Source organism: Motilibacter deserti (assembly GCF_011250635.1).
In the GTDB taxonomy this organism is placed as follows: domain Bacteria; phylum Actinomycetota; class Actinomycetes; order Motilibacterales; family Motilibacteraceae; genus Motilibacter_A; species Motilibacter_A deserti.
Genome location: NZ_JAANNP010000002.1, coordinates 557129 through 576757, shown reverse-complemented (window position 1 = coordinate 576757; position 19629 = coordinate 557129). Strand labels below are relative to the sequence as shown.

At 74.1% G+C, this 19629-nt stretch carries 11 protein-coding genes; 2 read left to right on the top strand and 9 right to left on the bottom strand.

Going from position 1 to position 19629, the window contains the following annotated elements:
• Positions 1–29 precede the first annotated feature (29 nt).
• From G9H71_RS07615 to G9H71_RS07595, 5 genes are all read right to left on the bottom strand, one after another.
• Positions 30–8798, bottom strand: a complete 8769-nt coding sequence (locus G9H71_RS07615) for a Calx-beta domain-containing protein (protein WP_166280297.1) — start codon at positions 8796–8798, stop codon at positions 30–32.
• A gap of 55 nt (positions 8799–8853) precedes the next feature.
• On the bottom strand, positions 8854–9006 hold the full coding sequence (locus G9H71_RS07610) for a hypothetical protein (protein WP_166280296.1): 153 nt from the start codon (positions 9004–9006) through the stop codon (positions 8854–8856).
• A gap of 192 nt (positions 9007–9198) precedes the next feature.
• Positions 9199–12057: an AfsR/SARP family transcriptional regulator gene (locus G9H71_RS07605; RefSeq protein ID WP_166280295.1), complete on the bottom strand. Its 2859-nt coding sequence runs from the start codon at positions 12055–12057 to the stop codon at positions 9199–9201.
• Positions 12058–12430: 373 nt separating this feature from the next.
• Positions 12431–12784, bottom strand: a complete 354-nt coding sequence (locus G9H71_RS07600; protein WP_166280294.1) for a GntR family transcriptional regulator — start codon at positions 12782–12784, stop codon at positions 12431–12433.
• A complete protein-coding gene (locus G9H71_RS07595) occupies positions 12781–13653 on the bottom strand; it encodes a hypothetical protein (RefSeq protein WP_166280293.1) in 873 nt (290 codons plus the stop codon). Before G9H71_RS07595 ends, G9H71_RS07600 begins: the two co-directional genes overlap by 4 nt.
• Positions 13654–13851: 198 nt before the next feature.
• Here G9H71_RS07595 and G9H71_RS07590 point away from each other — a divergent pair, with 198 nt between their 5' ends.
• Positions 13852–14475 carry a TetR/AcrR family transcriptional regulator gene (locus G9H71_RS07590; RefSeq protein WP_166280292.1) on the top strand — a complete coding sequence of 208 codons (624 nt, stop codon included), beginning with the start codon at positions 13852–13854 and terminating at the stop codon, positions 14473–14475.
• Positions 14472–15029 (top strand): dihydrofolate reductase family protein, encoded by a 558-nt coding sequence (locus G9H71_RS07585; protein ID WP_166280291.1) that lies wholly within the window; start codon positions 14472–14474, stop codon positions 15027–15029. Before G9H71_RS07590 ends, G9H71_RS07585 begins: the two co-directional genes overlap by 4 nt.
• A gap of 107 nt (positions 15030–15136) precedes the next feature.
• Here the strand turns inward: G9H71_RS07585 and G9H71_RS07580 are convergent, their stop codons facing one another.
• The 4 genes from G9H71_RS07580 to G9H71_RS07565 form a co-directional block, all read right to left on the bottom strand.
• On the bottom strand, positions 15137–15598 hold the full coding sequence (locus G9H71_RS07580; RefSeq protein ID WP_196791751.1) for a DUF4383 domain-containing protein: 462 nt from the start codon (positions 15596–15598) through the stop codon (positions 15137–15139).
• Between the two features lie 234 nt (positions 15599–15832).
• Positions 15833–17344 carry a GTPase HflX gene (hflX, locus tag G9H71_RS07575; protein WP_166280290.1) on the bottom strand — a complete coding sequence of 504 codons (1512 nt, stop codon included), beginning with the start codon at positions 17342–17344 and terminating at the stop codon, positions 15833–15835.
• A gap of 83 nt (positions 17345–17427) precedes the next feature.
• Entirely contained in the window at positions 17428–18291 is an 864-nt protein-coding gene (gene dapF / locus G9H71_RS07570) for a diaminopimelate epimerase (protein ID WP_166280289.1), read from the bottom strand.
• A gap of 30 nt (positions 18292–18321) precedes the next feature.
• Positions 18322–19623, bottom strand: coding sequence for a gamma-glutamyltransferase (locus G9H71_RS07565; protein ID WP_166280288.1), 1302 nt, complete (start codon positions 19621–19623; stop codon positions 18322–18324).
• Positions 19624–19629 lie beyond the last annotated feature (6 nt).

The following is a 19629-nucleotide window of genomic DNA, read 5'->3' as shown; positions in this document are numbered from 1 at the left end:
GGCGCGGCTGAGGGAGCCGGAGGTACGCCCTATTTGTCGTCGTTGCGGATGGTGCCGACCGCCGTCTTCGTCCCGAGCACGGCTCCCGCGGGCTTCGACAGCGTCACCCGCAGCGTCTCGTTCTTCTCCTTGGCCTTGTCGCCGAGGACGAGCACGGTGACCGTGGCGGACCGCTGCCCCTTCCTGAAGGTGACGGTGCCGGACGCCTTGGCGAAGTCCTTGCCGACCTTCGCGGTGACGCCTGCCGCGGCCCACCTCACGGACACCTTGCCCTTGGCCGGGGCCGACAGCGACACCACGAACGTCAGCTTGGACTTCTTGCCGGGCTTGCCCTCCGCGACGGACGCGGGCTTCACCGACACCTTGAGCGGCGCGGGCTGCGGGGCCGCGGTCTGCGTCGGCTGCGGCGCGGGCTGGGCCGGCGGTGGTGCCGGTTGCGCCGGCTGCGGCGCGGGCTGGGCCGGCCGCGTCGGCTGGGGCTGCGGCTGCGTCGGCTGGGGCTGCGGCTGCGTCGGCTGGGGCACCGGGACCGTCGGCGTCGGCGTCGAGTCGACGGGCGGCGGCGGAGGCGGCGGCATCACCTCGCCGAGTCGCGACCCCTCGACATCGGAGCGGACGTCGTCCCGCTCGCCGGGCGCTCCGTCGTCGGCCACGTCGTTCGGGGTGACCGCGACCGAGCCGGCGGGACGGCCCGAGTAGTCGGCCACATCCGCGTCGGGGCCGCCGGCCAGGGTGTCGGCGCCGTTGGGGGCCGTCCCCTGGACGAAGCGGTCGGCCCCGGCGCCACCGGACTCGGTGTCGTTGCCGGCGCCGCCGTCGAGCACGTCGGCACCGGTGCCACCAACGAGGGTGTCGTCGCCCGGACCGCCGAGCAGGGTCACGTTGGTCGCGATGCCCGGAAGGTTGACCCGCAGGGTGTCGTCCCCGTCGCGGCCGTCGAAGGTGATGGCCGGCAGCAGGTAGCCGCTCTGCAGGCCGATGACGTCGGCGGCCGGGGTGCCGACCACGGCCTCGATGCCGCCCCACAGCCAGTCCCGCCGGCCGTCGTCGTACGCCGACGACGCGTCCTCCTCGCTGCCGTCGTCGTCGTTGCCGTCGAAGCGGATCAGCAGCGGCTTGCTGTGCTCGGCGTAGGAGAGCGTGTCGGTGCCGTCGCCGCCGTAGAACGCGTCGGCGTTGGCGCCGCCGTCGAGGAAGTCGTCGCCCTCGTCGCCCCAGAGCGAGTCGTCGTCGACCCCGGACGCGAGCACGTCGTTGCCCTGGCCGCCGTGGAGCGCGTCGCGGCCCGTCCCGCCGAGCAGCCGGTCGTTGCCCTCGTCGCCCTCCATGACGTCCTTCTCGGTGCCGCCGTCGAGGACGTCGTCGCCCTCGTTGCCGTAGCTCCAGTCCTCGCCGGGGCCGGTGGTGATGGTGTCGTTGCCGGCGTACCCGGTCACCGAGTCGCTGCCCCCGCCGGTGGTCACGACGTCCGCGGCGTCGCCGCCGTAGACGACGTCCCGGCCGCTGCCGCCGCTGACCGTGTTGGGGCCGTCGCCGGACGACGCCGGCTGCCCGTCGTCACCGTAAACCGTGTTGTCGCCGTCGCCGGCCACGATCGTGTCCGCGCCCTTGTTGCCCTGCATGCGGTCGACGCCCGGCCCGCCGGTGAGCGTGTCGTTGCCGGCCTCGCCGCGGATCGAGTTCTCCCCCGGGCCGCCCTCGACCGTATCGTCGCCGGCGCCCGCCCAGAGCTGGTCGCCGCCCTCGCCGCCGCGCACCGTGTCCCGGCCGGAGCCGGTCTGCACGCTGTCGTCGCCGTCCCCCGCCTCGACGGTGTCGTTGCCGCCGTCGCCGCGGATGTAGTCGTCCCCGGCGCCGCCGAAGACCGCGTCGTCCCCGGTGTCGGTGTCGCGCTTGTTGTGCTCGACGTCGTAGACGTCGTCCTCCCCGTCGCCGGCCTCGATGCGGTCCGACCCGCCGTTGCCCTGCAGGGTGTCGTCGCCCTGCTGGGTCTCGAGGAAGTCGTGGCCGCCCCAGCCCCAGACGTTGTCGTTGCCGGTGCCGGTTTTGATGTGCTCGAGGTCGGTGTGGACGTTGTCCGCGGGGGTCGAGCCACCGCGTACGTCCTCGGGGCCGCCGTCGCCGACGGCGTCGTCCTTGGTGACGTAGAGGTTGCTCGTCCGCTCCGAGTAGTCCATCAGGTCGTAGTCGGCTCCGCCGCGCAGGTCGTCGGCGCCCTTGCCGCCGTCGACCCGGTCGTCGCCGGCCTCGCCGTCGAGGGTGTCGATGCCCGCGTCGCCGAGGACGGCGTCCTTGCCGGCCCCGCCGAAGAGGCCGTCGTTGCCGGGCCCGCCTTCGATCAGGTCGTTGCCCGCGTTGCCGCGCAGCTCCTCGTCGAGGCTGCTGCCGCGCAGGGCGTCGTCGTACGCGCCGCCCAGCACGCGCTCGGCGTCCAGCACGTTGTCGGGCGAGCCGCCCTCGACGCCGTCGTTCTGCAGCCGGTCGAGCCGCACGGTCACCGGGCCCGACGCCGCGCTGTAGTCCGCGGTGTCGAAGCCGTCCTGGCCGGAGTAGGTGTCCCAGCCCGCGCCGTCGACCCAGCGGTCGTCGCCCGCGCCGCCGAAGAGCGAGTTGCTCCCGGCACCTCCGGCGAGCGTGTCGTTGCCGATGCCGCCGAAGAGCAGGTCGGTGGCCGCACCGCCGTCGATCCGGTCGTTCCCCGGCCCGCCGTCGATCCGCACGGTGCGGTCGTCGGGCGCGACGATGACGTCGTCACCGCTGCTGCCGAACACCGTCTCGACCGAGTCGGCCGTGTCCTTCTCGGCCCCGGCCCCGCTCGGCCCGGGCAGCGTGACGCGCACCGCGTCGGTGTGGTCGCTGTAGTCGGTGGTGTCCTCGCCGCCGCCGCCCTTGAGCGTGTCGTCGCCGGCACCGCCGCGCAGCGAGTCGTTGCCGATCCCCGCGTCGATCGTGTCGTTGCCGGCGCCGGCGTCGAACGAGTCGTCGCCGTTGCCGCCGTCGAGCACGTCGGAGTACGCCCCGGCGCGCAGGTCGTCGCGGCCGCCGCTTCCAGCGGCGGCGCAGGCGACCTTCTCCGGCTTGCCCTCGTCGTCGGGCACCTCGAAGCCGGGGCCGTTGTCGCCGTACAGGCCGACGACGCCCGTCGTGGCGTTCAGGCGGTCGTCACCCATGCCGCCGCAGAGGACGACGTCGAGCCGGCTGTCGACCGAGCTCTGCACCTCGACGATGTCGTTGCCGCCGGCCATGTTGCCGAGGACCCGGGTCACGCCGGTGAACTCCTCCTGCACGCCCTTCGCGTTGATGACGACGGTGCCCGGCGCGGTCTGGTTGACAAAGAACGTGTCCGCCTCGGCCGCTGTCTTGAGGACGAGCGAGCCGTCGGAGTGCCGCTTGGCGGTCTTCGGCTCCTCGTCGCCCTGCGGTGTGTTGCACCAGTCGAGCAGGTCGGGCTCGTCGAGGATCACGGCGTTGGCGATCGGGTACTTGATGTCGCCGAAGGGGGTGTCCACGACGGCCCGGATGAACGCACTGATCTTCGCTGAAGCGTTGAACATGCACACCGGGTTCTTGTTGATCTTCAGCTGCCGGCCGATGTCCTCGAAGCGCAGCTTGCCGTCGTCGTCGCGCAGGTTGATGTCCACCTGTCCGCGGATGCCGCCCTCCGCGCCGACCGACAGCCCGGGCACGCCGATCGACGCGCCGGCGGTGAGCTCGGCCCAGAACGTGATCTCGGGTACGTCGTTGCCGGCCTTGTCGTAGTCGTCGAGGTAGAGCCCCTGCAGCAAGCCGGCGGAGACGTCCCAGACGCCGTTGTTCGACGGGTCGTCGTCGCCGAGGACCTGGTAGGCCTTGCGGAAGCCGTAGGTGTCGTAGCCAGCGGCGAAGTGCCCCTCGACGCCGGCGGCGCCGCCGATGTGGAGCTTGAACGGCCCGATCGGGAACGAGAACTGGAAGCCGCGCTCGATCGCGAGGCGTCCGGCGTCGTAGTGGACGAGCGTGACGTCCTTGCCGAGAAGCATGCCGAACAGCTGCTTGGGGTCGTCGAAGGCCGGGAACGTGAAGCCGCCCTCGGCGCGGGCGTTGTCGAGCTCCTTCTTCGCGGAGAAGCCGATGCGGTCGAAGACCTTCGTCGTGCCCCCGGCGCCGGACGTGAGGCTGACCGAGGAGAGCAGCCCGTCGACCTCGTCGGCCGGCACCGGGCTTCGCGCCTCGGTGGCGTCGAGCGTGAACGAGCCGAGCGGGAGCTCACCGGAGGCGCCGCTGGCCTTGTCGAGCGCCTTGACCAGGGTGACCAGCGTCTTGACCCGGGTGATGACCTGCAGGCCGCTCGCCTGGCCGGGGCGGGTGTTGAGCTTGTCGACGGCCTCGAAGAGGTCGAACCACGTCGGTGCGGGCTTGCCCACCCAGCGAGCGGCTTCGGCCACCCCGGGGATCGGCTTGTCGAGGGCCTCGATCGTGGGCTCGAGCGGAGAGAGGTACTTGCGCAGGTCCGCGGCCACCGGCTTGAGGAAGTCGGTGATGACGCTGCCCATGTCGAACGTCACGTTGTTGAACTTGATCGAGAACGACGAGCTGACCGAGCTGTTGCTGGCCCAGGAGAACTTGCCCTCGATCACGAGGTCCGCCTTGAGCTTGGGCAGCGACGACTTGCCGGACAGCGCGGTCGCGAGCGCGAGGTCGATCCTGCCGTCGGCCGCGACGCTGGTGACGAGCTGGGCCGCCCCGAGCTGCTGCACCGGGATGCGGCCCCCCGCGATGGCGCCGACGAGGTCGACGCCGACGGTGACCGTGACCTCGTCGCCGGCGTGCTGGTCCTCGAGCGTGATGGGCAGGAACGCGATCTCGGCGCGCAGGTCGTTGGCCGGGCCGTCGGCGTTCGGCAGCGCGCCGGCCGCCGTGACGCGCAGCTCGGGCTTGGTGCTGTCGGTGGTGACGTAGAAGCCGTTGACCCGGTCGACGCCGAACCCGAGGTCGAGCTCGAACGACGCCTTGCCGGCCAGCTGGCCGTCGCTCTTCAGCCGCAGGCCGGGGAAGCCGACGTCGAACGCCGGCGCCTCCCCTTGCACGGTGGCGCCGATCGGCAGCTTGACCTCGAAGCGGTGCAGGGTGGTGATCGAGGCGCCGTCGTCGCAGACGCCGACGCCGCCGCCCTTCTGGCACTCGAGCAGCACGGTGGCCTGCTGCCCGGGGCGCAGGACCGGCAGCGTGCCCAGCAGCTGCTGGGCCTTCGTGCGGAGCGCGCCCGCGGTCGACTGCTGCTGCAGCTCGGCGACGATGTTCTGCGCCGGCTGGAGCACGCCCTCGTCGAACCTCTTGACGATGTCCGCGCCCGCGGTGACGTCGACGCCGAGCAGCGGGATCTTCGTGCCCTCGGGCATCGCCTCGAGCGCGACCGCGAGCTTGTCGGCGAGGGTCTGCAGCCCGTCCAGGATGAGCTGGAGCTGCACGCTGCCGTTCTGCAGGGACTGCTGGATCGCGCTCGCGTCGAACGTCCAGCCGGTCGGCGTCAGCAGGTCAGGTGCAGTGAACTTCACGTCTCCGAGGTACGTCGCGCCGGACCCCGCGTACACCGGGAGCACGGCGCAGGCGTCGACGACGCCGGTGACACCGGGACAGCTCGCCCGCAGCTGCCCGTCGAGCTCGTGGACGGTCACCTGCCCCTTGCGCGGCATCAGGGACGAGATCCAGTTGGTCAGCTCGGAGCCGATACGGAGCTCGGCCCCGGTCGGGGTCGCGGCCTTCAGCGTGAAGCGGGCCGCCAGGGCCGCCTTCGCCGGCTTCTCCGCGCTGCCCACCTTCAGCGTGAGCGGTCCGGCGGTGGCGTCGAGCGTGGCGCCGATGGCGACGCCCAGCCCGAGGTCGAGCGAGCTGTCGTCCCTGACGAAGAGGACGGGGTCGGAGCCGTTGGACGACGGCGGCGTGGTGGTGGTGTTGCCGAGGTTGACCCGGGGCAGGCGCACGCCCACCGACAGGACGGCGCGGGCGTCGTAGTCGATCGTCGCGTCGCCGGTGGTGCCGGCCCCCGCGAGGCCCGCGCCGGAGGAGTCGCCCAGCTCGAGGTTGAGCGGGAGCTTCAGCGCGTCCTCGCTCACGGTGCAGCCGGCGCGGCCGGGAGCACGCGCCTTGGTGCAGGCACCGAGGGTCAGCGTGGCCGTGAGCGTGGCCTGCTTGTCGGCGGTGGCGGGCGTGTAGGCCAGCGTCACCAGGTCCGGCGGGTTCTCCCCCTTCAGCCCGAGGGCCGCGGCGAGCGCCTTCTCCATCACCTTCTGGGCCTCTGCCAGCGTCAACGCGTCGTGCGCACCGATGATCTCGTCCAGCGAGGTGACCAGGCGGCCGAGCAGCGGGTCGAGGTCCGCGACGCTGCGCCCCACCAGCGGAAGGCGGGCCTTCAGCGACGGGTCCTTCGCGATCTGGTCGCGGAGCGCGACGACCATCTCGCGGGCCGCGGCGAGCACCTGCCCGACGACCGCGGTCGGGTTCTGCGGGTCGTACGCGAACGGCAGCACCTGGTTCTTGAACGTGTCGTCCGCCGTCACCGACAGCGCGCCGGTCCCGCTCGTGACCGAGACGTCGGGCCAGCTCACTGTGACCTTGCCGCCGACGACCTGCTGGCCGATGACCGAGCCCGACACGAGCAGGTCGGTCGGCGGGACGGTCGCGTTGAACGTCACCCGCACCGGCGACTCGGCTGCGGCGACGGCCGCGGCCAGCTCCGCGAGCGTCACATAGCCGTCGCCCGAACGGTCCACCAGGTCGACGGAGACCATGGGCTTGGCCGCGTCCTTGCGCCGCAGCAGGGGAACGGATCCGTTCGCCGAGTCCTTCACGGTGACCGCGAGGAGCGAGGCCTTGCCGGTGAGGTCGACGTCGGCGGTGACGACGCCGTCCAGGCTCAGCTCCGGCCCGTCGCCGGCCTTGAGGAACGCGCGCTCGTCGAGCTCGAGGCCCGGTCGCAGGTCGATGCCCGCGGTGACGTTCACGGCGTACGCCGGGTCGATCGTCGCCTTCGCAGAGCCGGTGAGGGACACCAGCCCCGTGCTCTGCAGGGCGTCGCCGAAGTCGAGAGTGCCGACGTTCGGCTTCGCCGCCGGGTCCGAGGCCTGCTTGACGTCGAAGAGCAGCCGACGGCCCTCCCAGCGCATGCCCAGCTGCTGCGGGGTGACCCCGAGGGCCGAGGTGAGCTTGGGAACGAGCTCGTCGAGGCTGTCGAACTCGGCCTCGCGCTCCGGCGGGACGGTGACCGTCGCCATCGGGTTCGCCGGGTCGGTCAGCCCGTTGTCCACGAAGAACTTCACGAGCTTCTCGTTGAGCTGGGCGACGCTCGACAGGCCCTCCTTCACGAACGGGAGGTCGAGGTCGCCGGCCTGCTGCAGCGAGCCCAGCGCGGTGGTCAGCTGGGCCAGGGCGTTGACGACGTCGACGGCCGTGACGTTGCGGAGGTCCCCGAGGTCCGCCAGCTCCAGCTCCGGCGCCTTCACCCCGTCGCAGAGGTTCTTGTCGTCCAGCGTGACCTTGCCGACCTTGCCCTCCAGGCCCTTGAGGCCGGCGCGCACGTCGAGCGCGACCTGCGCGCCGCCGGACGAGCAGCTGACGCGTACCAGCTTGGCCGGGTCGCCCAGCTCGCCGAAGTCGATGACGCCGTCGCCGTTCGGGTCGACGAATCGGGCGCCGACCGCGACGTCGGCCTTCACAGCACCGGTCGCGGTGGCGGACAGCGGCCCGACGTCCAGCGCGAGCGGGGTGGAGCCGGCGGCGAAGGCCTTGGCGAACGCGAGCTTGAAGCTGCCGATCTGCGCGTCCGCGGCGGGGATGGCGAAGCGCTTGTCCTCGGGGAGCTGCGGCCGCAGCACGAAGCTCGTCTGCGACGTGAAGGTCATGCCGCCGGACAACGTCTGCCCGCCGATCTTCAGCTCCTCGGCCAGGAGCTCCAGCTGCGGCATCGCGTCGACCGTGACCGTGGCCTTGAGGGTGATGTCGTACGACGTGGCGGCCGCGTGCGGCGAGATCCCGGCGTCGAGGTCGACTTTCAGGCCGCTCAGCCCGTCGATGTCGTCCGTGGTGTCGCCGTCGCCGTTGAGGTCGTCGAGCTGGGCGTCCAGTTCGGCGATCGTCTGCCCCGCCTGCTGCGATGCCTCCGCGATCTTCGCCTCGGCCTCGTCGAGCCAGTCGTCGACCTTGTCGTCGATCGCCCGCACGGCGGCCTCACCGACGAGCGGCATGCCCGCGACGAGCTGCTTGGCGGCGTCGACCACGCCCAGGGACGCGACGAAGCGGCGCAGGCCCTGCCCGACCGCGACCGCGACCGGGTCGGCCGTGCTCACCAGGACGGTCTGGGCGCGGGTCGCCTCCCCCACCCGCACCGTCGCGGTGTAGGTGCCGGGCCGGGCGAAGGAGACGTCGACCCGGCAGCCCCACCGCTGCTGTGCGGTGCCGGGGCCGGTGAACTCCCACTGCGTCTGCTCGTCCGACTCCCGCACCGCCTCCGCGGCGCACGCGTCGAAGGAGACCGGGTCACCCGGCTGCACGGATGCGGCGCGGAAGGCTGGCGGTGCAGCGGACGGCGGCGCAGCGGCCGGCTGTTCGTCGCGTGGCGCAGTGCTGGCCGGCGCAGCCGGCGCCGGCATGGCGCCCGGTGGGCCGAAGGAGAACGCGAGTTCGGGTGTTCGGGCGGGGCCGGAGAACGCGCCGGCACGTAGCGCGCCCATCGCCGCGAGCGCGGCGAGCATCGTGACGACGGCCAGGGTCCAGCGGACGCCGAGGTGGGGACGGGGCGCGCGGTGCGCGGCGGTGCGCTTCACAGCCGACTCCTGAGGACGTTGCGGGCGAGGGATGGAGAGGTGAGGGCCGGGCGGGTCAGCACCAGCGCCAGGCCGGGAGGTCGCTGATCGACGGGTACGCAGCGGCGGGCGCGTCGTGGCCGGTGGGCAGGCCGAGCCCGGCCCAGAGCGGCGGGCGGTCGACGGCGGGCGAGGGCGCCCCGAGCAGGGCGGAGGGCAGGCGGATCATGACCGCACAGCCTGTCGGCGGCGGGCGCGGTCCGGGCCTCGGAACGGGGGCTGCAACGTCGTTGCAACCGCCGGCCGGGGCGGCGCGCGGGTGCGGGCGGGCCGGGTGCGGGCAGGCCGCGGCTGGCGGCCGGCGCGCCGGTGCGGGCGGCGCGGGTGCGGGCGGCGCGCCGGCGCCCGCCCGCGCGCCGGGTCAGCCGGTGGCGGCCACGGGGAGCACGCGGGTCGCCCGCGCGACGTCGCGGAGCAGGTCGAGGAGCGCCTCGACGGACATGCCGCGGCCGCTGTCGTAGGCCGACGCCCACACCCGCGGCGTCAGCCCCTCGCGCACCCGGTCCACGCAGGCCGGCCCGTCCACGGGATCCATGCGCACCGCCGAGTAGCCGTAGCGCTCACCCAGGGCGTCGACCGCGCCGAGCAGCCGGGCGCCCTCCACGTGGCGTTCGAGCATCGCGAGCGCCGCGGCCGCGACGTGCAGCCCGGCCAGCGTGCTCGTGATGTCGCTGTCGAAATAGGTGTCCGTGCACGCGGCCAGCAACAGACGAAGCGCGGATCGCCCGTCGTTGAGATCGAGGTGGACCTTCGCCGCGACCCAGCGGGCGGACCCGACGGCCCACACGTCACCGCACCGGGCTCCTTCGGCGGCAGCCTCGGCGAGCACGGTCAGCGCCTCGGCATGGCGCCCCTGAGCGCGGAGGTACTGCCCGCGCGTCATCAGGACCTTGCTCCGGGCCCACGGCTCGGCGTCGGCGAACAGGCGCTGCGCTTCGGCGAAGTGAAAAGGAGCGCGCTCGAGTTCGCCGAAGAGGGATTCCCAATATCCGCAGTAGCCGTGGGCGACGGCCCCGGCACTGGCGTCGCCGGCCTCCGCGGCCTGCGCCGCGCCCGCCTCCCCCAGCGCGTGCAGCCGCTGCGTGTCGCCCGCCATGTAGGCGAGGATCGCGGCCCCCATCGTCGCCCGCGTCTCCACGTCAGCCGGCGCCCGCCCGGGCAGGGCGCGCGCCGCGTCCGTCCAGCGCATCCCCTCGACCAGGTTGCCGCGACGCAGCCAATGCCAGGCCTGGCCGCCCGCGAGTCGGAGGGCCTGCGTCCGCTGGCCGCGCTCGAGCGCACGGGTGAGGGCGGCCCGCAGGTCGGCGCGCTCCTGGTCCAGGCGGGCGTGGGCGGCGCGCAGCCCCTCCCGGCGCAGCTCGGGCTCGATCGCATCGACCAGTGCGGCGTACCACTCGGTGTGTGCCTCGGCGAGCCGGTCGCCCCGGTCCGCGGGCAGCTGCTCCTGGGCGAAGGTGCGCAGCGTGTCGAGCAGCCGGTAGCGCCGCGGGGCGTCCACGCCGCCGCTCACCTCGATCATCGACTTCGCGGCGAGCCGGCTGAGCGGCCCCAGCACGTCGAAGCCCAGCTCCGGCTCGCACACCCCGCGCAGCGCGTCGAGGCCGAACGGCCCCGCGAAGACTCCGGTGGCGGTGAAGAGCTCGCGCTCCTGGTCGTCGAGCAGCCCGTAGCTCCACTCCACCGCCGACCGCAGCGTGCGATGGCGCGCCGGAGTGGCGCGGCCGTTGTCGGCGAGCAGCGTGAACCGGTCGTCCAGCAGCCCCGCGATGTCGTCGAGCGAGAGCACGGCCAGCCGGGCGGCCGCCAGCTCGAGCGCGAGCGGGATGCCGTCGAGCGCGGCGCAGAGCCGGCGTACGGCAGGGAGGGTCTGCTCGTCCAGCGTGAAGCCCGGCGCGGCCAGTGACGCGCGATCGGCGAAGAGCGCTTCGGCTTCACCAGCCTCGCTGGAGGCGCCCAGCCGCATCGGCGGCACCGGGACGACGCGCTCGCCCGGGACACCGAGCGCCTCCCGGCTGGTGACGAGCAGCTGCAGGCCGGGGCAGCGTGAGAGCAGGGTGGCCGTCAGCTGCGCGACCGCGTCGATCACGTGCTCGGCGTTGTCGAGCAGGAGCAGCGCCCGGCGGCCGGCGAGGGACGCGACGAGCGGCTCGACGTCCCCCTCGCGCGTCGAGATGTCGAGAGCCTGGGCGACGGCTGCCGCGACCAGCCCGGGGTCCTGCAGCTCCGCGAGCTCGACGAGGGTCGGCTGCGCCGTGCCGAGCTCCGCCCGGCGCAGCGCCTCCAGCGACAGCCGAGTCTTGCCACTGCCGCCCGGTCCCACCAGGGTCACCAGGCGGGCGGTGTCGAGCGCGGCGTGCACCTGGGCGATCTCGCTGCTGCGGCCGACGAACCGGGTCAGCGGCAGCGGGAGCCGAGGGGCGGCGGCCTGAGGGACGGCGGCGTCCGGGGCCACCGCGTCGGGCCGGGCGAGGCCGAGGACGACCGGGTCGTGCACGAGCAGGGCCTGCCGCAGCCGGAGCACCTGCGGCGTGGGGTCGAGCCCGAGCTCGTCGGCGAGGGTGTGGCGCAGGGTGTCGAGGACGTCGAGGGAGTCGGGTACGCGGCCGGTGCGCGCCAGCGCGGTTGCCAGCAGCACCGCCGGCCCCTCGCGCAGCGGGTGGGCCGCGACGAGCGCGGACAGGCTCTCGATGGCGGCCTGGTGCTCCCCCGCCCGCAACTGCAGCTCGGCGAGCCGTTCCTGGGCCGAGATGTACGGCTCGGCGAAGGCCGCCGCCGCCTCCCGGGCGAACGGCGCGTCCTGCACGTCCGACAGCGGCGGCCCGGTGCACAGCGCCAGCGCGGCCTCCAGCAGCGCCCGCTCGGAGCGCTCCGGCGCCGGGTCCGAGGCGGCCGCGCGTGCGGCGCGCAGCAGGCCCTGCACGGCGAGCAGGTCGACGGCCGCCCGGTCGACGCGCAGGGCGTAGCCGCCGCTCGCGCTCTCCAGCAGGCCGTTCAGCGGCCCGCCGCGCAGCCGCGAGACGTACGCCCGCAGCGTGCTCAGCGCGCTCGGCGGGCCCGGCGGGTCCCACAGCGCCGCGACGAGCGTCTCGACCGGCACCGACCCCCCGGCGGACAGAGCGAGCCGCGCCACGAGCGCGCGCGGCCGCGGGCCCCCCAGCGCGAGCGCCTCGTCCCCGCGGACGGCGCGGACCGGCCCGAGCAGGCACACCTGCAGGTCCACCCGGATCTGCCCCTTCCTCCGCCACCTGCGATGCCCCGGAGGAGGCTAGTGAGCGGCCCCCCACGGCACGCCGCACTTCCCCGTTCGGGTGGCGGTTCTTGGACGCGGAGACCGACACCGCGGTTCCGGATACGTGGCGTTGCCGGCGGGCCGCGGGTGGGAGCCCCGTCGCGCCGGAGCCGGAGCCGGGCCGTTCCCGTGCCGCTTTCCCCAACGCTGCGCGACGATCACGGGCTTCGGCTCCGCGACACCGGCGTGTTGCGCGCCAAATCCCGGAATCGTCGAGGAACCGGTCACCGACAGACCAGTCACACTCACGCGACATCGCTGCCGGGACACGCCTGACGCGGGCTCGCGATCGCGGACGTGGGCCTCAGGCCCCGCCCAGCGCCGCCCGGACGAGGGCGATCGCCTCGGCGCTGGGCAGGCCGAGGGCGCGGGCGCGCTGGGCGTACGCCTCGGCGGCCTCCTGCGCGGCCCGGTGCTGGGCGTCCTGGGCGGCGACGACCGTGCCGTTGCGGCCGCGGGTCTCTACGAGGCCGTCGCGCTCGAGCTCCTTGTAGGCCCGCGCGACGGTGTTGGGCGCGAGCCCGAGGTCGGCGGCGAGGCGGCGGACGGTCGGCAGCCGGGTCCCCGCGGCCAGCTGGCCGGTCCGCACCTGGTCGGCCAGCTGGGCGCGCAGCTGCTCGAAGGGCGGGACCGGGGAGCGCGGGTCGACGACGATCATCGGACCGCGTCCTGCAGCGGAGGCCAGAGCCGGTGGCGGAAGTGTGGTTCGCGAGAACCCTGCTTCTGGCGAACCGTGAAGGCCACCGCGAGGCCGATGAGCACGAGGAGCACGAACGGGAAGGCGGCGCTGAAGCGCTCGTCCGCGAACAGCGGAGGAAGGACGACGAGGACCGAGCACATGACGGGCAGCTCGAGCGAGTCCTGCAGGAGCCCGGCGCGCAGCGCGTCGTCCCAGGCGAGCTGCTGGACCGTGGCCGCCGGCTGCGGCATGTCGAGCCAGCGCCGCCACAGCAGGAGGGTGAGCGCGAGCACGGCAGGTGGGAGCGCGATCGCCAGCACCATGCCGGTGCGTCCGACGACCGGCCACGGGTCGCCCCACCCGGTCGCCAGCGAGGCCAGCGCCACGGCCGGCCCCACGAGCGCCGCGGCTCCGGCGCAGGCGAGCGCAGACGTAGGGACGTAGTCGCGGGTGCTCGGGCGGACGGCGCGCGCGAGCCGTGGAGCCTCAGCGTCGGGCGCCCGGACCGCCTCTCGGGCGGCGACGACGGCCAGGGCCACGGCGCGCCCTGCTGCGGGAGCGGCCCAGGCGACGACGAGGCCGGCCCAGGCGCGGTCGGCGAGGGTGACGAGCAATGGGAGCACTCCGGCGAAGCCGAGGAGACCACCCAGGAGCGAAGCGCGCTTGCGGCGCAGCAGGCGCTCGGCCACGTCGTCGGCGACGTCCGGCGTCAGGGCCAGATCGACCTGTCTGGCCTTCTCGTCGGCCAGCTTCAGCCGCTGCGGCGCGTCGCCCCGTGGGTAGATCACGGCGGCCACCCCGGCCGGGATGGCGAGGCCGAGCAGCACGGCGACGAGCGTCCCGACCACGGAGCCTCCACGGAGCGAGCTGTCTGTCGCAAGGCTTGTGTCAATGTACTGCGACAACAGGCAACCGGTCCAGCCACGACAGACGCGACCACGCCTGCCTCTGCGACTGCTCGACCACGGCCGCCCATCACTGACCCTCTTGTCGAGCTTCGGAGGATTGGTTAACGTGCGTTCGTTAACGAACAAGACAGGAGCTCGATGGCACGGCCACGCACGACCAGCGACGAGCAGATCTTCACGGCCACCGGCGAGGCTCTGCGCCGGCACGGGCTGTCCGGTACGACGCTGGCCGCGGTCGCGCGCGAGGCGGGCATGTCGTCGGCCGGCCTGGTCCAGCGCTTCGGGTCAAAGCGCGCCCTGCTGCTGGCCTTCGCCGAGCGTGCCGCCGACGCCACGGGCGCCTGCTTCGCGCAGGCCCGGCAACGTACGGACTGCGCGCTCGAGGCGCTGCACGAGGGCCTCGCCGCGCTGACCGAGGGCCTGGACAGCCCGGCCCAGCTGGCCAACAGCCTCGGCTTCCTCCAGCTCGACGTGGCCGACGAGGAGTTCCGGCGCCACGCGGCGGCCAACGCCCGACGGGTGGAGTCCGAGCTCGAGGCCTTGCTGGGCGAGGCGGTGGACGCGCGAGAGCTCGATGACGGAGCAGAACCGCAGCGGCTCGCCCACTCCGTCTACGTGGCCTACAACGGGGCCCTCGTGCTGTGGCCACTGCTCGGGCAGGCCCCGCTGCGCGACGAGCTGCGGGCAGCCGTCGACGCCGTCCTGCTCCCCCACCGACCCGCGCGGCCCACCCGCGCCCTCCCGAAGGAAGCGAACGCATGACTGGCACGACCGAGCCCGGGTTCACCGGTGCCGTCTTCATCGCCACCAGCCTCGACAGCTACATCGCCCGCCGGGACGGCGACATCGACTGGCTCACGAGCAGGGCCGAGGCCATCGGCGACACCGGCTACGACGCGTTCATCTCGCAGATCGACTGCCTAGTCATGGGCCGTGGGACCTACGAGAAGGCGCTGACCTTCGACGCGTGGCCCTACGCGGGGCGGACGGTGCTCGTCCTCAGCCGGGCCCTTGCCACCTCCGACAGCCGCGTGACGGTCGTCCGCAGCGTCGACGAGGCGGTCGCGGCCATCGAGGCCGCGGGCGCGCGGCGCGTCTACGTGGACGGCGGGCAGGTGGTGCAGTCGTTCCTCGCCGCCGGGCTGCTCTCGGAGCTGACCATCACGACCGCTCCGGTGCTGCTGGGCGACGGGCTGCCGTTGTTCGGGGCGACCGCGGCCGATATCGACCTGGAGCACCGCTCCACGCGCGTGCTGGGCGGCGGCTTCGTCCAGTCGACGTACGCCGTGGTGCCCGCGCGGGCCGTCTCGGCCTGACACAAGCAGGAAGGACTCGAGGCACGGACAGACCAGAAGAAGGAAGGGCGCTTCCGGAGGTCTTGATCCCGGAAGCGCCCGTCACGTGCCGCGAGACGGCGCGGTGCCTAGCGGATCGAGCCGTCAGCGCGGTCGACCTTGCGCGACAGCACGACGCCGAGCCCGATCATGCCGACGCCGAGCACGAAGTGCAGCCAGTCGTCAGCGGTGTTCAGCGGGACGAAGTTGGCGTCGCTGTCCTTGTCGATCAGCAGGCCGTAGAGCCACAGCACGAGGTAGACGGCGCCGCCGCCGATGAGGAAGGCGCGGGCACCGGCGACCGAGCGGGCCAGCAGGAAGCCGACGATGCCGAACGCGAGGTGGACGATGTTGTGCAGGATCGACACCTGGAAGATGCCGAGCAGCTTGGCCTCGGAGTGGTGGCCGGCGCCGCCGAGGTCGCTGTAGTTCGTCGTGATGCCGGGGATGAACCCGAGGATGCCCACGAGCGCGAACGTCGCGGCGACGGCCAGGGCCGCGGTCTGCAGCAGCGTGCGGTGGGCGGTGGGACGAGAGCCGACGGTGGACATGGTGACCCCTTGCGTGGTGCGGAATGCCCTGCCGATCGAGGTGGGGCGAGAACTGGGAGACGCAGCCCGCGATGGCGGGTCTGCGGAGACGGCCCCGGATTCTGGAGGCTGCGGCGCGGCGCTACGACGCGCCGTCGATCTCGGCACCGGTGATAGCCGCTCGACCCCGCCGCTAAACGCGCAACGCCCGCCCCGGACGAGCCGGGACGGGCGTTGTGGACGTGCGGTCGGCCGTCAGGCGACGGGTGCCACCGCGTACGCGGACAGCTCCGCCGCGAGCGCGGCGTCGACCCGCGCGACGAGGTGCGTGCCCTCGGAGGTGTGCTCCTCGGTGAGGACCTCCCCCGTGTCGTGCACCCGGGCGACGAGCGCGCCCAGCGCGTAGGGGACGACCGCGTCGACCTCGACCTCGGGGTGCGGGAGCGCCGCCTCGACCGCCGCGCGCAGCGCGTCGATCCCCTCGCCGGTCCGCGCCGAGACGACGACGCAGCCCTTCTCGGTGCGCCGCAGCCGGTCGATCACGTGCGGGTCGGCCGTGTCGCACTTGTTGACCACGACCAGCTCGGGCACGTCGCCCGCGCCGATCTCCGACAGCACCTGGCGCACGGTCGACAGCTGCGACTCCGGGTGCGGGTGCGAGCCGTCGACCACGTGCACGACGAGGTCGGACTGGGCGACCTCCTCCAGGGTCGAGCGGAACGCCTCGACCAGCTGGTGCGGCAGGTGCCGGACGAAGCCGACGGTGTCCGCGATCGTGTAGGCCCGACCGTCCTCCGCCTCGGCCCGGCGCACGGTCGGGTCGAGGGTGGCGAACAGCGCGTTCTCCACGAGCACGCCCGCGCCGGTCAGCCGGTTGAGCAGGCTGGACTTGCCGGCGTTGGTGTAGCCCGCGATGGCGACCGCAGGCACGCCACCGCGACGGCGGGCGCCGCGCTGGGTCTCGCGGGCCGTACCCATCTCGGCGATGTCCTTGCGCAGCTTGGCCATGCGCGACCGGATGCGACGACGGTCGGTCTCGATCTTCGTCTCACCGGGGCCGCGCGTGCCGATGCCGCCACCGCCGGCGACGCGGCCACCGGCCTGCCGGGACATCGACTCACCCCAGCCGCGCAGGCGCGGGAGCATGTACTGCATCTGCGCCAGCGCGACCTGGGCCTTGCCCTCCCGGCTCTTCGCGTGCTGGGCGAAGATGTCGAGGATGAGCGCGGTGCGGTCGATGACCTTGACCTGCACGGCCTTCTCGAGCGCGATGAGCTGGCCCGGGGTCAGCTCACCGTCGCAGACGACCGTGTCCGCGCCGGTCGCGATGACGACCTCGCGCAGCTCCTTCGCCTTGCCCGAGCCGATGTAGGTCCCGGCGTCCGGCTTGTCACGACGCTGGATAAGGGCGTCGAGCACCTCCGAGCCGGCCGTCTCGGCGAGCGCGGCCAGCTCGGCCATGCTCGTCTCGGCGTCCGCGAGGGTGCCCTCGGTCCAGACACCGATCAGCACGACGCGCTCGAGGCGCAGCTGGCGGTACTCGACCTCGGTGACGTCGGTCAGCTCCGTGGAGAGCCCGACGACGCGACGTAGGGCCTGGCGGTCCGCCAGGTCGAGCTGCTCGCCATCGACACCCACACCGTCGATGTCGTCCTGGTAGCCAGCAGCAATGGGGTCCGAGTGCATCGGCTGCTCGTCGCTCGCGAGCCCGCTCTCGGCGTACGTGATCTCGGTGGAGGCCATCAGAGCCTCGGAGGAATTCGTCATACGGTCTTCTCAACGTCTCGAGCGGGCTGCATCATCCCGACGAGGCTCCCATGATGCGCGGCGGGCGTCACATCGGTTTCGGCTCAAGCCGCCGGTCCCGCACCCGCGAGCGCAGCGGTCAGCCACGCCTCCTCGACCTCGGCCGTCGCGACGAGGACGGCCGGGCCGGTGAGCTCCACCTCGCCGTCGGCCAGCAGCGTCACCGCGAGCCGCCCGCCGGGCACGTCGACCGTCCACCGCGCGGGAGCGGCCTCGCCGGCCGCCCGGGCCGCGACGACGGCCGCGGCGGCGACGCCCGTCCCGCACGACCGTGTCTCGCCGACGCCGCGCTCGTGCACGCGCAGCGCGATGGCGCCCGGGCCGCGCCGCTCGACGAACTCGACGTTGACGCCCTGCGGGAACGCCCCCGGCGGCTCGACCGCGGGGACCGCGAGCAGCTCGCCGGCAGCGGTGACGTCGTCGACGAACGCGACGGCGTGCGGGTTGGGGATGTGGAGCCCCACCGCGTCCCAGCTGCCCGCCTCCGTGGTCACCCGCACGGGCGCGGCGAGCAGCTCCGGGCGGCCCATGCCGACGGTGATCTGGCCGTCGGGCTCGAAGCGGACCTGACGGACGCCGCCCCGTGTGGCGACCGGCAGCGGGTCGGCCGGGTCGACGTGCGCGAACGCCGCGAGGTAGCGGGCGAGCACGCGGACTCCGTTGCCGCACATCTCCGCGACGCTGCCGTCGGCGTTGCGGTAGTCCATGAACCACTCGGCCTCGCCCGCGAGGTGCGCGACCTCGGCGACCTTCGCGGTGCGTACGGCCCGGATGACCCCGTCCCCGCCCAGCCCCGCCCGGCGGTCGCACAGGGCCGCGACCAGGCGCGGCGGCAGGTCGAGCTCGCCGTCAGGGTCCGGCACGACCACGAAGTCGTTCTCGGTCCCATGGCCCTTGATCACCCGCATGGGGACCAGTCTGCCAGCGGCCGCGCTGCCTCAGTCGGTGTCCGGGTGGACCACCGCGGCGCTGCCGCCCCCTCCACGGCGGCGCTCCGCGACGGCCTGCACCCGCCCGTCGTCCTTGACCTCGAGGGCGACGAGAGCCGCGGCTTCGGGGGCGTCCCCGCTCGCGACCAGCCGCCCGAGCCCGCGGACGGCGTCCGCCCCGAGCCCGGCCTCCAGCACCATCCGCCGCGGGCCCACGCGCACGCCGCGCGGCGCCTCCAGCGCCTGGTCCAGCGCGAGCCCGCGCTCCACGCGCCCGCTCACCAGGGAGGCCACGCCCGTGGCCGCCCCTGCTGCCGGCCTCCCCGTCCCGCCGGTGCCGACGACGGCGAGGTAGGCCGACTGGCCCGTCGCCGGCAGGTCGCGGGGGGCCGTGAGTCGGTCGGCCGTGCGGGTGACGATCGTCGGGGCCGCCGCTCCGCAGCCGCCCGCCGTCGGCGCGCCGAGCGGGAAGCCGGCCCCGGGGACCGGAGCGGCACCGCCGCGTACGCCGAGCGTGAGCGCGACCGCCGTCACGCCACCCCACCTGTCGGCGGCCACGACGCCCACCACCGCGTCGTCGTCCGGCCCGTCGGCCCCTTCGGCGGTGGCCGCGAGCACCCGGCGCACCGCTGCGTCCGCGGTGAGCCCGGCCCCCGTGGCCGGCGGCTCGAGCCGGGCGAGCGTGCCGGCCGACCCGCCGTAGACGTCGAGCTCCTGGTAAGGGGACGCTTCCGCGAGCATCGCCCGCGGCAGGCGCGCCGGCGAGAGGACGACCCCGGCCTCCGCGGCCGCGTCCCGGACGGACGCGCCGAGGGCGCCGGAGCGCAGCGCCCGCGGCCCCCGATCCGTGACGGCGGTCAGGGACGCGGCGAGCTGCCCGGTCGCCAGCGCGCGGGCCGGCTCGAGAGCAGCACCCAACGAGGTCGTCCCCCACTGCTGCAGGGCGGCCTGCCACGCGGTCGCGGCGCCCGCCGGGTTGCAGCGCTCGATCCGCTCGACCGTCCCGGCTTCCGGGTCGAAGCGGAGCAGGACGGCCCCACCGCCGAGCCCCGCCGCAGCGGGCTCGGTGACCGCGAGGACCGCCGCGGCGGCCACGGCCGCGTCCGTGGCGTTGCCGCCGGCGGCGAGCGCGTCGGAGCCGGCGGCCGTCGCGGCGCTGTCGGGAGACGACACTCCCCCGCCATAGCCCTCGGCGACGTGCTCCGGCCCGGGGCCGGCCAGCGTCGCGGACATCTGCGCCGGCACGACGAGCAGCCCGGTGCACGCCGCACCGAGCAGCAGGACGTGGAGGGAGAGCGCGGGCCGGCGCATGGGGAG